Genomic DNA, 14,444 nt, shown 5'->3' with positions numbered 1-14,444 from the left:
TCATCAGATGTTTATACGCATAGTAAAGATCATCGTTAGTACGTCTAGCTTCTCTTTCATGTAAGCATAGCATAGGGTCACTGGTTGTTCAATTTTAAATAACCCACTCCATTGTTCATATAGGAGTGGGCTCAACATGTACTGCTCATGTAAATTCTCTCGCTTCATCTACTGTTTCTTACGTTCGCGAAATCGACGTACCTTCATCAAATTACCGCACATCTTATCGTCGCAAAACCGCTTTGACCGATTTCGGGTATCATCGTAAAATACCCATCGGCAATCGGTATTATCGCAAATACGAATTCTAGAGCCGCCGCTATTGACGAATGCCTGGGCAAAATCGGCTACCACCTCTGCCAGCACTTTTTTCCAGCCGTTTGCCACAGGTTCCAGCACAATGTTGAAATGCTCATCCTGTTGCTTTAATAAGCGAGTGACCGGCCCCCCTTCTATCATCTTCCGGTTAATCGTATCCACCAGATCAGATGTCATTTGTCCTCCGGAAGTCAGGTGCTCAGCGAAGCTACGCAATTCCCGCCGGAGAATTTGCATTTCTTCGATATCTTCTGCACTGGCTGGGACCGGAGCGGAAAATTGCCACTGTATGAGAAAGTCATTTTGCCATTCCGGCTTCAACAAACGATCTTCTGAACGCCCGCTACCTCTCCAGTCATGCCATTCGCTGTTTACAAAATCAGTCCAAAGTGTATTCAAAAGAGTTCCCCCTACCGCCTGTAACCACTAAAATCATTTTAACTGGTTGCAAATCTTATTTTGTCATGCTACATTATTAATTGTAACGATTTATTCTACATTTAGCGAGTTACATCCCTACAAAAGGAGTTGGGTTAGGTGAGCCGAGATCGAGTAAATATGCTGGTATTGCAAAGAGAAAATTCATGGGATAAGGAAGAATGGATTGTTCCTCTTGCCGCAGCACTTCACGGTGTGAATACACAGGAAGCCACTTGGACACCACCAGGTGGAGGAAACACGATTTGGCAAACGGTTCGTCACATTAATTATTACAATGAGCGTATTTTGAGACGTTTAACTGACCGACCTGTAAGCTCAACTGGAATAAGCAACGATGAGACATTCGGTCCGCCAGGGGATACTGAAGACCATGAAGGATGGCAGAAGACACTGAAAGAAGCAGAAGCTATTGTAAACCAACTGCTTGTCGCCATTACTGCTTTGACTGATGCTGATCTGGATAAGCCTTTCGGCTCCGAAACTCTCGGTGCAGAATTATCGCGGTGGACGCTGCACGATGCATATCATAGTGGACAAATCGTACTTATACGTAAACAACTGGGTACTTGGCGCGTTTAAAAATAAATATCCTAATTAAAAAGGATGAATTATGAAATATTCATCCTTTTTTCTGTATTAGCTGCTGGCAATGAAGCAATCTACTGGTCAAGATATTTTTTCTTTTTTTGAATCTTTAATTACATTCTTATTTTTATCTTTACTCTTATCTTTATTCTTGTCTTTATTTGTATCTTTGCTTGGGACGGAGACTTTCCTTTTTTCATTAGCCAGTCGCCAATAGCTTAACACTTTACTGTACATGGACTTATCTGTTAATTGGTTAAAAATATATGGGTCCGGCTTCGTATTCACCTCAATAATCCACGGGATAAAGCGATGATCCAGTCCAATGTCCACACCAATTTGCCGGAAATTCGGATATGTTTTTTGCAGTTGTTTGGCGATGGTAAGACCCAGTTCATTTAGTTTCTTGACCAGCTCCGCCTGTTTGCTTTGCGATAAATGGGATTTTAGTAACTGCTCCAAGGCCATCGGCTTACCACCACTATGATAGTTAGTCACGATTTTACGAGGATGACCAAGACGTCCAATAATTCCGGTAGACTCCCATAGCCCTTTTTCATTCCGCTGCACCATAACCCGAATATCAAAATAACGCATTTGATGGCGTAGTAAATGGATTCCCTTTTGAATGAGATAACTTTTCTTCCCCGTATGTTTCGATAGGCTGGTATATAGTGCATCCAAATGTTTGAATTCTTGACGCGTTTCCTCATATTGATAGGCGAAACGCTGGCCGGCCTCCTGCTCTACTCTCATTACACCTTTACCAAAGGTACCTCGCTCGGGTTTTACATAGACCATACCGTATTTCTCCAGCATTGACTTCAAATTTGCTTTGTTATATTTGCGAGTTTCTGGTACATAAGGTTTGATGCTGCCATGCTGGAGCAACAATTGGGTTTTATGCCATTTGCTGCGCAACGCCTGCGCTTGTGAAGAATTCACTTGCCCCTCTCCTCTCTACTCTCAGGTAGAACGCTCCTGTTAAAAAAGATCAATCTATCGTATGCGCTAACTCCCCATTCGAAGCTTCATCAGCCCTGTCCTGCATAGAAATGGACGTTTGACCTGCCCGGTCGAAAACGCCTGTCCAAGCATACGATATTGGGAGACGCTGGGAGCGTATATTTGCACATATAGGGAGTGAATAACATGTCAGCGCAATCGGATGGGCCACGAGAGGGTTCCCTTACAATCGATATTCTGATTCCCGCAATTGATAAAGATATTGCCACACTACCGCTGGTGATTGACAGTCTGCGCCGTCACGTGCAGCACCGAATTGGAACTATTTATATCGTTTCACCGCAAAGCACCGGGATTCGCCGTCTGTGCGTAAACAAGAAATGTACATTTATAGACGAAAAAACGGTGCTGCCCATCACCAAAAAACATATTCATTACGGGACAACGCGCTGGGACCGCTCAGGCTGGCTGTATCAACAATTGCTCAAAATGAATGGCGACAAAATCAGTAAGGCCTCTTTTTTTCTCGTCATTGACGCGGACACGATTTTGATTCGTCCACATACGTTCCGTAAAGACGGAAAAACGATTTTTTACTACCGCAGCTGGAGCCAGCCTGAGTATTTTCGCACCTATCACAAGCTGATAGGCGTTAAAGCTCCCTCACCAAAGTCCTTTGTTACTCACTATATGCTTTTTGAAAAAGCTCGGCTTACCCAGCTCAAGCAAGTTATCGAGGCCCGACATGGAAAACCTTGGTACAGCGCAATTATCCACAGTATAGACCGGACAAAACAGTTTGGGTTTTCCGAATATGAAACGTATGCCAACTATTTATACAGCAATCAACCCTCTCGGATGATTTTGCGCAAGTCATTGAATAAAGCGCTTCATAGTGGGGCTTCTTCCCTGTCGCAAAAACAATTGGATGTGTTGGCCAAGAGCTATCGCTCCTTATCTTTTCATCAACGCAAGGTGTACCAGCTTGCTCCAAAAACAAAGATTGAATCATCGCTAAAATAGTTCTTAAAATCCTGCAAAATGATGCATTCCAAATGGATCTGCATTGAAGGAGGAAACGTCCGTGCGCATCGTATTGTTATGCGGTGGTGCCGGAAAACGGCTATGGCCACTATCCAACGAAATCCGGTCGAAGCTGTTTCTCCGGTTGTTGTCCGCTCCTGACGGGCGAAAGGAATCTATGCTCAGCCGGGTGTACCGTCAGCTCACCTTAGCCGGGCTGGATTCCTCAGCCCTGCTTCTGGCTCATCGGAGTCAGGTAAATCTAGCCTTTCGCCATACAGAAGGTCGTTTGCCCGTTCTAGGCGAGCCTGCCAAACGGGGAACCTTCACCGCAGCTGCACTGGCGGCTGCTTATTTTCACACCAGAGGCACGGGGCTGGATGAAGTTCTCTGCATTGCTCCAGCGGACATGTATGCAGGGGAGGATTTCTTCCATAGCATAGCAGCGCTCTCCGGCTTATTGCTTGAGAGCGGAGCCGATCTGGCTATGCTTGGGACAAGGCCTACTCATCCCTCCAACCAATACGGCTATGTCGTTCCGGGTCTGCAAATGATACGGGAAGGGAAAACTTCTTATGCGCAAGTTGCCCGCTTCACAGAAAAGCCGGATCTCTCCGGGGCACAACAGCTTATTCATCAGGGCGCGCTGTGGAACTGTGGTGTTTACGCTTTTACATTACGGTATATGCTGTCCTGTATGGAGCGAAGTTATTTGCCGCTGAACGATAAAGCATTATGCGCAATGTATGATAGCCTCCCGGTTCGCAGTTTTGATGAGGAGATTGCAGAGCGTGCCGAACATGCCATCGTCCTGCCCTACGATGGCGAATGGCACGACATCGGCAACTGGCAGGCCCTAACAGAGCAGCTAAGCAGCCAAGTGATCGGGCGTGGACAGATTAGTGGTCAGACTCTTGGTACGCACATCGTCAATGAGCTGCCCTATCCAATTCATGTCATTGGCGTGGAAGATATTATTGCTGCTGCGAGTCCCGACGGCATTCTCATTGCGTCCAAGAGCCATGCCCACGTAATCAAGGAGCAGCTAGGTAAAATTCAACTTCACCCCATGCATGGTGAAACCTCTTGGGGCAGTTACCGGGTGCTGGACGAGTTTGATCATCGGAGTCTGAACGATATACTGGCCATACGGCTGACGGTACTGCCAGATCACCGCTTGAATGGCCGTATTCACGGCAGTGGACTTAAAGTATGGACGATTGTGTCCGGTCGTGGAGAGGTCATGCTGAACGGAGAACGTTTTGCTGCCGCAAGCGGTTCTGTATTTAGCATTCCGGTTGATACGTATCACACGATCCGTGCCGATCTGGATACACCACTGGAGCTGATTGAGGTACGTCTGGGGAACAGCTTGGTGAATGCCTTCTATAAATCCGAGGCCTGACAACACATAGATCAGGATTTTGCAAAATTCGATTCCAGTCGCTCCAAAGTGCAATATATAGACGAACTAGAGCATTGCGATCTATATATTGTTCATTGGAAGTCGCTTATTGGATTTTTTGCAAAATCCTCAGATATAACATAGCACGCTACGGATTCTGAAGGGAGGTCGCACATAATAAATCGCTCCTGAGCAAGGTGAAAAAATCCTTGCTCCAGAAGCGATTTTATTTTGTGATGCCATATTTTCTTGAGATAATAGTTCTAACCTTGGCAGATAAATATACCTCGTTGCCTTTGACTATTCCGGCTTCTTTTAAAAAATGCCGGACGATCTCTAACTGATAGTGTATGCGTACTTTCTTGGGCAGGCTCCAACCCGTTTCCACGGTAACCGCGCGTGCACCTAAAATACGGGCTGCAGCAGTGCGGGAGGAACCTGGGAGCTCATGCAGCCGAATGTTGAAATGTCGGTCGCTCACCAGGATGGAGCGATTCATTCGCTTAATAATCCGGCGAACCGCAGGAACCACCGGATTGGCCTTGTTGGTGATTAGCGTTTGACCAAGCACCTTGGCATCCTTTTGTGACAATCCGTTAGCCTCATGCAAGTCGAGATACCATTCCGGTTGATGCTTTTGTGTTAATTTGAATAGAGCAGCGGAAAGTGGTTGTGTTGCCAGCTGCTTTTTTTTGCGCGGAAAGGTTCGATTAAGATCAGGTATTCCTCTAATCCGTTTGGGGTAAGCCTCTTGATTTACAATCGGTACAATTATAAGCTTACCCTGGCTAAATCGCAGTTTTTGCTGATTCAAAAGCTTTACCAGTTTCTCAGCAGCTCGTATGCTTGCTATTTCTTTACCATGTATTCCCGCCACCACCATCACACACGGACCTTTCTGTGCCCCTGTGGCTATATAATAAGGAGTTGCCCAAGAGCCCTTTCCGAGCATATACCGTTTAACCTGCATTCCCCTCACCTCCGTGTAGGCTGTCGTTGTCCTCTCTTTTGTTCTCTCCGACGGATGATTTCACGGTATAGTCTTAAGTAGTTACTGGTCATCTGTTTGTTGGTAAATCTTTGAGTCACATACAAACGCAGCTTCGCTGGTGACGGGTAGTTTTTTTGCTGTGCTTTTCGTGCCATTTGGCTAACCGATTTGCAAATCAACTGTGGAAAGCCCGAGAGCACCTCGGGAACGGAGCCGTTTTTTAATGCCAGCACCGGTGTTCCACAAGCCATGGCCTCAACCATAACGAGTCCAAATGGCTCTTCCCACAGTGTTGGAAACAACAGACACTCTGCATGTTTCAGCAATTTCTGTTTCTGATCGCCTCCAACTGCCCCCACATAGCGTATATTCGGATTACGCTGAATTCGTTTCTGAATCTCTTTGCGGAAAAATTCTGGAGCTTTGATAGGACCTGCAATAAGCAGTTTTTTTCCTGTTCGTTCTGCAACCTGAATGGCCTGCAATACACCTTTATTTCGTATAATTCTGCCCATGAACAGCAAGTAGCCACGCTTCTCACTGCTGAACTCGTATTCATGTGTGTTAATGCCGTTATAGATATAAAATCCTTTGTCCCTGCCCATCAGCTGACGTGCTCGTTTACTGACATATACCGGGTTTTTACCGTGTCTCTTCACTGGAAGATGAACGGTGCATACTGATGGACAAGGCAGCTTCCTACGCCCTACAGCAGAACGAAAGGTATGATCATGAATGATATGTGTGTCGGAAGGCATATGCCGGAGTACATATTGGGGGATCTGACTATGTTTCAAACCCTTGGGATAGGTAATCAACCGCGCACTGCTCCTGCTCCCAAGAGCGGCAAAAAGAGATACATGATGCCCTCGTCTCACCAATTCCTCAGTTAATTCATGCACGACCTTTTCCGTTCCGCCCTTGTTGGAGGGTACCGGCTGTGCATCTGGATAGTTGGAAATGACCTGAACAATGGTTAGACGCCGTTTTTTGAGTGCTTTATTCTGCTTTGAAGCCATACGAATTCCCCTTCCTGACCGGAAATACGGTGTGATCCTTACAATGTCAACGGGAATCAGAGCATACTCCCGTACAAGTTATAAATTGTAGTATATAGGTATGTATATTTTGCGTGATTGCTTGTGCCAATCGTCTGCAAGTCGCTTTTTGTCATACGAGCCTATCTATAAGTGGAGTCTATACAATTTGTCAAGCCAAAATTAAGGAGAAAATTCTCATCGTTTTCTAATAAATGAGGACAAAGCGTTGGGGTAACAGGTTTGTAACCATGAGTGGTAAATTCCGGATATTTTATTTGTGTTATTGTCATTTCAGGACATCAACACAATACGAATAACGGAGGAATTTATATATGAAACATACTTCTAAAAAATTGTGGATGGGTATTTGCTTTACTATGACTTTGGCATTGAGCGCAGGGAGCTTCGTCGTTGGACCAGCCACCACTCATGCTGCTTCGGCAAGTAAAGCTGATCGGATTATTTCTAAAGGCTCCCAGTTTATGGGCGTGCGTTATGAGCATGGAGCCCCAGCTGGCAATACAAGCTCTTTTGACTGCTCTTCATTCACTCAATATGTATTTGCACAAAATGGCATTAAGCTACCACGTTCGTCTAGACAGCAATCAACTGTTGGCACTTTTGTACCGCGTAGTCAGCTGAAAAAAGGCGATTTGGTCTTTTTCTATGCACCAATTCATCATGTAGCCATTTACATGGGGAACGGCAAAATTCTGCATACGTATGGTAAAGGCGGCGTAACGGTTACAGATCTAAATTCCGGATGGTGGAGTCGCAATTACACAACAGCACGTCGTGTCCTTTAGAATAAATTTCAGATGATAAATAGGGCTGTCCCGCTAGTAGATATATCTACTGGAGGGACAGCCTTTCCTGTTGTCTTTGGGGCAGCGTGACGATGACTACCGTTCCTTCTCCTTCTACGCTCTCCATGCGTATCGTACCCTGATGGGCATCTGTAATTGCCTTGGCAATTGGCAACCCCAGCCCCGTTCCTCCGGTTTTACGATGCCTGGAGCTATCTACCCGATAAAATCGTTCAAAGACCCGCTTGATCTCGCCCTCAGGTATTCCGATCCCATAATCCTTAACCTGGATATAGACATCCTTTTCATCTGTAGATAACCCTATTTCGATCTCATCCGAGCTGTATTTTAATGCATTATCCAGCAGGATCACTAGCAACTGCTTTATTTTTGTCAGATTGGCATCCAGCCAAATTTCGTTCTCTTCTGTTAAAATAGAAATTTGACGATCATGTACAGGCTTGAGATGCGCTACCACCTGTTGACAACAACCGATCATTTCTATCCGCTCATGCGGCTCAGGATCTTTCTGCTGTGAGGAGGCAAGAGTCAGCAATTGCTGTGTCATCGTACGCATTCGCTGAGTTTCTTCATAGATCGATTCAATGGATTCCTTACGAATGTCCTCGTCACGCGTGCCCCACCGCCGCAGCATGTTGGCATAGCCCTCAATAATCATAAGAGTGGTGTTCAGCTCATGTGAGGCATCTGAAACAAACTGCTGCTGGCTCTGAAAGCTTTCTTCTAATCTCTCCATCATTCGGTTAAAAGTGGCGGTCATTTGGGACAATTCATCTTGATTATGACTGCCAGCGGGGATTTTTTTAAATTTCAAGCTTCTTTCAATTTCCTGCATCGTTTGAATACTACTGGAAATCGGCAGCAATATGGCATTCGCCAAAATCGTGCTTCCTACCAAGCTTAGCAACATAGCCCCTACAGTCGATGTGATGAGAATCGTATTTAAAATATCGAGATTGGTTTCGAGTGCATCCCATTTTTCCACGATTTCCAGCGTCCCCTTCTGATTGCCCTCCAGAGAAAGCACAGGCAGATGGATAACCAGAATTTTATGACCCTGTACATCTGTCAGTTGAGAGCTTTGAGAAGTGTTAAAACGTATATCGCCCAGCTTAAAGCGGGACTGGCGACTTACTTCATACAAAAGTCGGGATTGCTGATCAAATACCCTCAAAATGGTATCTCCAGAAAGCTCATCTTTCAGTTTGGGGCCCCATGCATTCTTCAGAATCATCGTGGGTCCGGTTTCGGCAATGATTTCAGTCCACTTATTTTGCAGCACTTCTCTTTCATTTCGCGTAGCGATTTTGACGAACAATAGGTGAACTGTAACATCCACAAACAGGAGTATCGACATCACTAAAATAGAACTGAGCAGGGTGATTTTGGTCCGAAGCTTCACTAGTCTTCCTCCCGGATGAAGTACCCAACACCGCGCACGGTTTTTATCAATTTCTTTTTGTATCCATGATCAATTTTTTTGCGAACATACCGGATATACACATCTACGACATTCGTATCACCGACAAAATCAAATCCCCACACGTCCTGAATCATTTGATCCCGCTGCAATACCTGATTTTTGTGCTCCATCAGATAAAGAAGCAGATCATATTCTTTTGGCGTCAGTTCGATTCGGTTTCCTTCCCGCACTACTGACCTGGTTTTGCGTTCCAACACCAAACTATCCACTTGGAGCCTTGACGGCGACTTGTCCTCTTCTTGTAAAGCGGTAGCTGTTGGCTCCATTTGATGCCTCATACTGGCCCGCATCCGCGCTAATAACTCCTCGATCTCAAAAGGCTTCGTAATGTAATCATTGGCACCTTCATCCAGACCTGAAACCTTATCAGGAGTCGTGTTACGTGCAGTGACCATAATTACTGGTGTATGATTGTCCACTTTTCGAATCTGCTTCAGTACCTCGACCCCGTTCATCTCCGGCAGCATTACATCCAAAATGATGATATCCCATGTACGTGCTAGAGCTTTTTCCAATCCTTCTCTGCCCGTCTGTGCGATTTCAACTGCATATCCTTCATGGGATAACTCCAACTGAAGCAATCTGGATATCTTCTCTTCATCATCAATGACCAGCACCGACTTTTCCATCGCAAAACCACCTATTTTCTATAGAAAAAACAAATGAGTAACGGAAATGACATTCATTTTTTATTTGATTTTAAGCTTTTATCCGTGTAGTCGCTCTATAATATAACTTTGTTATTCAATTTTTTGATGTTAAGGAGTAATTTATTCATGTTAATTAATGTAGACTATGCTTTATTTCACTGGATCAATGAACTGGCTAATTCCCTCGCCTTTTTAAATGGAACCATGCGTTTCTTGGCGCAATATGCACCGTATTTATTCGGAGTGGCTATGCTGATTTACTGGTTCACTTTTAAAATGCCGCATCGGATGATGGTTTTAGAAGCCGTTATAACAGTTTGTTTCGGCTTTGTAATTAGTTGGGGCCTTGGACATTTGTTTTACAGAGATCGACCTTTTGTCGGACATTCAGTCATTCAGCTTGTTCACCATGATCCTAATGCTTCATTCCCAAGTAACCATGCACTTGGAGCGTTTGCTCTGGCTTCCATTTTATGGCTTCATCATCAAAAATATCGTGTTCTCTGGGTTATCTTAGCTGTACTCATCGCAGTATCCCGCGTGTGGACCGGAGTGCATTATCCCTCGGATATTTTGGCAGGTGCGCTTATTGGTGCAGGTTGTGCCGTCGGCGTTCATCAATTCATTCGAAGCCGGAAGCTTCCTGGCATCTTCATGCAGGCGGCTATTATATTTTATGAAAAATGGGAGCAGAAGCTGGGGCTCAAGCCTGGTGAACAGGCCAGAACTAAGATGACTGAACACACTTCCTCTGTCCAAATGAAAAGCAGACGCTAAAGCGTCTGCTTTTTTATATGCTTCATTTATTTATGCTACCTATTATGCTGTCGATTTGGAGCGAAGTGGCAGCATTCGTCGTTCTTCGTACCGCTGATAAAACCAAATACAAGCCGCCATCCAGCAGCCACTCATAAAATAGCCACCCACAACGTCGCTCGGATAATGTACGCCCAAATAAATGCGGCTCGTTCCGATTGCTACAATCAGCAGACTGCTGAGCACAATAAGAAGGATACGCCCCAGCCTAGAAGGAACATGCTTCCACACTAAAAATGTCAGCGCAGCGTACATGCTGAAAGCTGTCATGGAATGTCCGCTCGGAAAGCTGTATCCATTCTCTTCAATAATACGGTTAATCTCCGGTCTCGCACGCTGAAAAAGCAATTTCAGTATCGTATTCAGCATTACCGATCCCAACACACCAGCCGCCAAAAAAAGCAGTTCTCTGCGGTGTCCCAATACTCTATAAAGCACGAACATGGCAATTAAAATGATGATCACAACTGGAATCCCGCTGCCGATCATGGTGAAAAATTTCATTAGACGGGTCATGGCGGGCGACTCCAGCTGTCGAATAGCCATAATAATTTTCTGGTCAAAATACCGTATTTGATGGTCGCTCACCCATAATGCGATTAAGCCAAAACCGAGCGCACATACTATACATGTGAGCAGTGCTAAGGAAATGGGCAGCTTTGTTGGTGTTTGCTTCATTTTCTATAGTTCCTCCATAACATTCATTGCGTGATAAAACAAAGTCCAGCATTAGCTTTCGTATATATCTTACTTTACCCATTTTTCTGTTATCATTTCATTCAAAGACTAGGTGCATCCTCCACATGTTGAAACCCTTTTTTTTGAAAAGGTCGGGAGCAGGCGCCCATGAGGCATCCCTGTTGGTATATAGCCCGGTGCTTTTTGCACGCTTCTCATGCAATAGCATCCGTCCTCCCTTATTTGATGATCATACCATTCTATGGACGTGGTTGGAGTTCTCATATAGCCTCTCCCAACTTTAAGAATCATTTTATAATATAAGGATTTCATATTGACTACAAAATCACAAGCGGAATGTAGCGAAAAAGCAGCATCAAAAAAGGACGCCATTCTAAGCCTTATAAACGGCTCGAATGACATCCTATGATTACACTTGGCATACTACAAGCGCAATTCCCAAGTTAAACAAACATCATCTTCTATTTAGGTTGGTGTGACTTCTCCAAGTTTAACCTTACTCTCTGCTTCCTCTATTGGATAGCGTCTGCGGAACCACAGCGACTGAAGCAGCAAAAAGGTGCCGCTTACTGTCCAATATAATGGCATGGCAGAAGGGGCATTAAAGGAAAAGACCGCCATCATAATCGGTGAAAGATAGCCCATGATCGCAAATTGCTTGCGCTGGTCAGGCGTCATCTGAAGCTGAGAAAGCTTGGCCTGTGCCAAGTATACAACTGCGACGACGATTGCCAAAATCCAGTCCGGCTGTCCGAGCCGGAACCATAGGAAGGAGTGAGACGCCAGCTCCGGGGTTAAGCGGATTGCAGTGTACATACCGCTCAAGATCGGGAGCTGAATGAGAATAGGCAGACAACCGATATTAAGCGGATTGAATTGATGCTCTTTGTAAAGCGACATCATTTCCTGCTGCATACTCTGCTGGCTGGTGGTATCTTTCTTGTTTTCATACTTCTTCTTAATTCGGTCCAAGTCGGGCTGCATGGCGCTCATCTTACGCTTCATCCCCTGCTGGGCACGCGTTTGACGCATCATAAGAGGCAGTAAGGCCAGCCGGACAATGAATGTCAAAGTCATAATCGCCAGCCCAAAGCTTCCACCAAACCATTGCGCCAATTGCTGAATAAGCCAAGAAAGCGGGAACACCACGTAATGATTAAAAAATCCGGGTGTCTGTGCATTTATCTCCGCAGCGTTCGCACCACAACCAGACAGCAGCATAACCACCGCCAACGCTACCATTAATCCTAATATCCGTTCTTTTTTACCCCAAAAGGTGAATCCCTTGAATCGTTTCATATGTTCCTCCTCGTTGATTGGCTGTGCCATCGTTCAACGAGGGAGAACAATCGGATGCATCTTCATCCGGCGCTTCCTTACGCCGGATATGTCGGGCCAGCCGGACAGGCATGTCCTGTCCACGGGCAGACATCGGCATCTGTGGAGAAGCATGCGACCTTACGGGCCCGCCTTCGACCCAGCATTCGGGTACATTGCCGTGCAAATGAGCGAGATATGCATAAGTCACTGTGCACAGTAAGCCGATTGTAAATAAATAAGGGAGTAGGTCCTGGAGCTCAAACAAGGGATTCACCTCCTTCGGTTTGTTGCTACAATTATAGCACGAAACCAGACAAGCGACTAATCTTTAATTAGAGATACAGGTTGGACACAAGCAACTGAATTTAAGTATTTATGCTCAAAACAACCAAAATGCAAACACAACATGAAACTTTTGGGATTATTTACAGTCTAATCAAAGGTGACTTTCTGAAATCCTTACTCCCCTATTAACCATTAAAGGAGCCAACGCGTATGAGAAAAACGATACATAGCACATTGTTTACAGGATTGGCGTTAGCCAGCATTGGGCTGCCCTTAATCAGCGATGGATTCACTGAAAAGGCAAGTGCAGAGCAATCTGCAGTCTCCATGAGTAACGCCGCTTATAGCACCACAATCCAGGCACCTGTGATCAAACCTTCCTGGTCTTTTCCCGTTATCCCAATCGATAGAAACCGATATCCAGATCAGGCGGTAGCAATAGCGGAAAACGGTAAGGTATTCGCGGTTGACTCGAACCATAGACTGGTTGCCCTTGAGGCCAGTTCGGGTCGGAAATTGTGGCAATATGGTGATCAGCTTACCCCTGTTTTAACGTACAACAAAGGTATCATCTACGGAATGACACGAAGCGGTTCTATCTATGCCGTTACAGAAGCTGGCAAGAAAGTGTGGTCCACTCCGCTTGGATTTACTGAAGCATATGGTATTCAGCGCATTGGTCCAACTATATATATTATGCAATCGGTGCAAACGGCTGCCATTGATGCTGTCAGTGGCAAGGTGAAGTGGAAAATCAGTGAGGATAAGAACTCATACAGTGGTTTGGGCGAAATAATGGAAACTGACGGTGTGCTTATCCGCAACTATAATGTACAGGGCAGCCTGACCTTTGAACAGATTAATGCCTATGACGCTAAAACCGGCAAAAAGCTTTGGGACAGCTTCAGAAGTTCTTTTCCACTGTCCGTTAAAGACGGGATTGTCTACTCTGTTGCCAATACGTTTATGATTGATGATGACCCGGTAAATCGAAAAGTTACGATAGCACAGTACGACCTCAAGACAGGTGAATCCAAAGGAGATCGTCAGTACCGATGGACTGAGGCTGAAAATAAAGATGGCACTTTCCAATCTGGAGGCATATACGGTTCTGCTTTTTTGTACGGTAAAGACCTTTATGTCTTTCAGGGAAAGATACTAGCTTCCTATGACTTCTGGAACTATAAACCAGATAGCAAACCTGCTCGCAAGTGGGCGCAAAATGGCTATGATCAACTTGTTCCATTATTGTCTATTCATGAAGGTCGCATGTTCTACCAAGATTTTAGTACATCCAGACTGACTGCTATGAAGCTGTCCTCAGGTCAATTCATTCATTACGACGGCGATAATCCGACCGTTCAAGCTGACGTATTCGGTAAAGGAGTCTATGTCGGGCAATCAGATGGCGTATTTCATGGCTATGATTTGATGAGCTTAAAGCCCGTGTTTGCTGTCAACACAGGCTCACGCTCCTTCGGTCCAACGCTCAAATCCGGTGGAATGATATTTATTCAAAGCGGAAACCGTCTGCTTGGCGTCAAGCTCCCTGCTTCTTTAAAATAAGACCAAAGATTTTAAGCAGCATTCTCGCT

The 14,444-nt window shown here is 45.2% G+C and carries 15 protein-coding genes; 6 read left to right on the top strand and 9 right to left on the bottom strand.

The genetic code is table 11. The features are described from left to right. Positions 1-168 precede the first annotated feature (168 nt). A complete protein-coding gene (locus BM358_RS09735; RefSeq protein WP_023988471.1) occupies positions 169-717 on the bottom strand; it encodes a CGNR zinc finger domain-containing protein in 549 nt (182 codons plus the stop codon). A 138-nt stretch (positions 718-855) separates the two neighbouring features. Here BM358_RS09735 and BM358_RS09730 point away from each other — a divergent pair, with 138 nt between their 5' ends. After that, complete coding sequence (locus BM358_RS09730; protein WP_023988470.1) at positions 856-1,338, top strand: DinB family protein; 483 nt, start codon at positions 856-858, stop codon at positions 1,336-1,338. Between the two features lie 87 nt (positions 1,339-1,425). On the opposite strand, the gene BM358_RS09725 is transcribed toward BM358_RS09730, so the two are convergent. Continuing rightward, the gene (locus tag BM358_RS09725) at positions 1,426-2,289 is read right to left on the bottom strand and encodes a YheC/YheD family protein (RefSeq protein WP_028541379.1); all 864 of its coding nucleotides are present in this window, start codon (positions 2,287-2,289) and stop codon (positions 1,426-1,428) included. Positions 2,290-2,496: 207 nt separating this feature from the next. On the opposite strand from BM358_RS09725, the gene BM358_RS09720 reads away from it, so the two are divergent. Both BM358_RS09720 and BM358_RS09715 read left to right on the top strand, forming a co-directional pair. Further along, positions 2,497-3,333, top strand: coding sequence for a DUF6492 family protein (locus BM358_RS09720; RefSeq protein ID WP_028541380.1), 837 nt, complete (start codon positions 2,497-2,499; stop codon positions 3,331-3,333). Between the two features lie 61 nt (positions 3,334-3,394). Beyond that, a complete protein-coding gene (locus BM358_RS09715) occupies positions 3,395-4,738 on the top strand; it encodes a sugar phosphate nucleotidyltransferase (protein ID WP_028541381.1) in 1,344 nt (447 codons plus the stop codon). Positions 4,739-4,964: 226 nt separating this feature from the next. Here the strand turns inward: BM358_RS09715 and BM358_RS09710 are convergent, their stop codons facing one another. Continuing rightward, positions 4,965-5,708: a succinylglutamate desuccinylase/aspartoacylase family protein gene (locus tag BM358_RS09710; RefSeq protein ID WP_028541382.1), complete on the bottom strand. Its 744-nt coding sequence runs from the start codon at positions 5,706-5,708 to the stop codon at positions 4,965-4,967. Between the two features lie 5 nt (positions 5,709-5,713). Next, complete coding sequence (locus tag BM358_RS09705; RefSeq protein ID WP_028541383.1) at positions 5,714-6,748, bottom strand: glycosyltransferase family 4 protein; 1,035 nt, start codon at positions 6,746-6,748, stop codon at positions 5,714-5,716. Positions 6,749-7,101: 353 nt separating this feature from the next. Between BM358_RS09705 and BM358_RS09700 the strand changes: the two genes are divergently transcribed. Next, complete coding sequence (locus tag BM358_RS09700) at positions 7,102-7,575, top strand: C40 family peptidase (protein WP_028541384.1); 474 nt, start codon at positions 7,102-7,104, stop codon at positions 7,573-7,575. Positions 7,576-7,621: 46 nt separating this feature from the next. Here the strand turns inward: BM358_RS09700 and BM358_RS09695 are convergent, their stop codons facing one another. Both BM358_RS09695 and BM358_RS09690 read right to left on the bottom strand, forming a co-directional pair. After that, positions 7,622-8,998, bottom strand: a complete 1,377-nt coding sequence (locus BM358_RS09695) for a sensor histidine kinase (RefSeq protein WP_028541385.1) — start codon at positions 8,996-8,998, stop codon at positions 7,622-7,624. After that, complete coding sequence (locus tag BM358_RS09690; protein ID WP_023988462.1) at positions 8,998-9,708, bottom strand: response regulator transcription factor; 711 nt, start codon at positions 9,706-9,708, stop codon at positions 8,998-9,000. Before BM358_RS09690 ends, BM358_RS09695 begins: the two co-directional genes overlap by 1 nt. Before the next feature lie 147 nt (positions 9,709-9,855). Between BM358_RS09690 and BM358_RS09685 the strand changes: the two genes are divergently transcribed. Next, a complete protein-coding gene (locus BM358_RS09685; RefSeq protein WP_023988461.1) occupies positions 9,856-10,506 on the top strand; it encodes an undecaprenyl-diphosphatase in 651 nt (216 codons plus the stop codon). A gap of 42 nt (positions 10,507-10,548) precedes the next feature. Here the strand turns inward: BM358_RS09685 and BM358_RS09680 are convergent, their stop codons facing one another. The 3 genes from BM358_RS09680 to BM358_RS09665 form a co-directional block, all read right to left on the bottom strand. Further along, complete coding sequence (locus tag BM358_RS09680; protein WP_028541386.1) at positions 10,549-11,223, bottom strand: phosphatase PAP2 family protein; 675 nt, start codon at positions 11,221-11,223, stop codon at positions 10,549-10,551. 486 nt (positions 11,224-11,709) lie between these two features. Beyond that, positions 11,710-12,543: a membrane protein insertase YidC gene (gene yidC, locus BM358_RS09670; protein WP_023988458.1), complete on the bottom strand. Its 834-nt coding sequence runs from the start codon at positions 12,541-12,543 to the stop codon at positions 11,710-11,712. After that, positions 12,509-12,838: a hypothetical protein gene (locus BM358_RS09665; protein ID WP_231118746.1), complete on the bottom strand. Its 330-nt coding sequence runs from the start codon at positions 12,836-12,838 to the stop codon at positions 12,509-12,511. The genes yidC and BM358_RS09665 overlap by 35 nt, the downstream gene beginning before the upstream one ends. A 221-nt stretch (positions 12,839-13,059) precedes the next feature. Between BM358_RS09665 and BM358_RS09660 the strand changes: the two genes are divergently transcribed. Continuing rightward, positions 13,060-14,415, top strand: coding sequence for an outer membrane protein assembly factor BamB family protein (locus tag BM358_RS09660; protein ID WP_028541387.1), 1,356 nt, complete (start codon positions 13,060-13,062; stop codon positions 14,413-14,415). Positions 14,416-14,444: the final 29 nt, after the last annotated feature.

The organism is Paenibacillus sp. cl130, assembly GCF_900116035.1.
GTDB classification, from domain to species: domain Bacteria; phylum Bacillota; class Bacilli; order Paenibacillales; family Paenibacillaceae; genus Paenibacillus; species Paenibacillus polymyxa_B.
The sequence above is the reverse complement of the archived record's forward strand: the minus strand, read 5'-3'. Positions and strand labels throughout refer to the sequence as shown.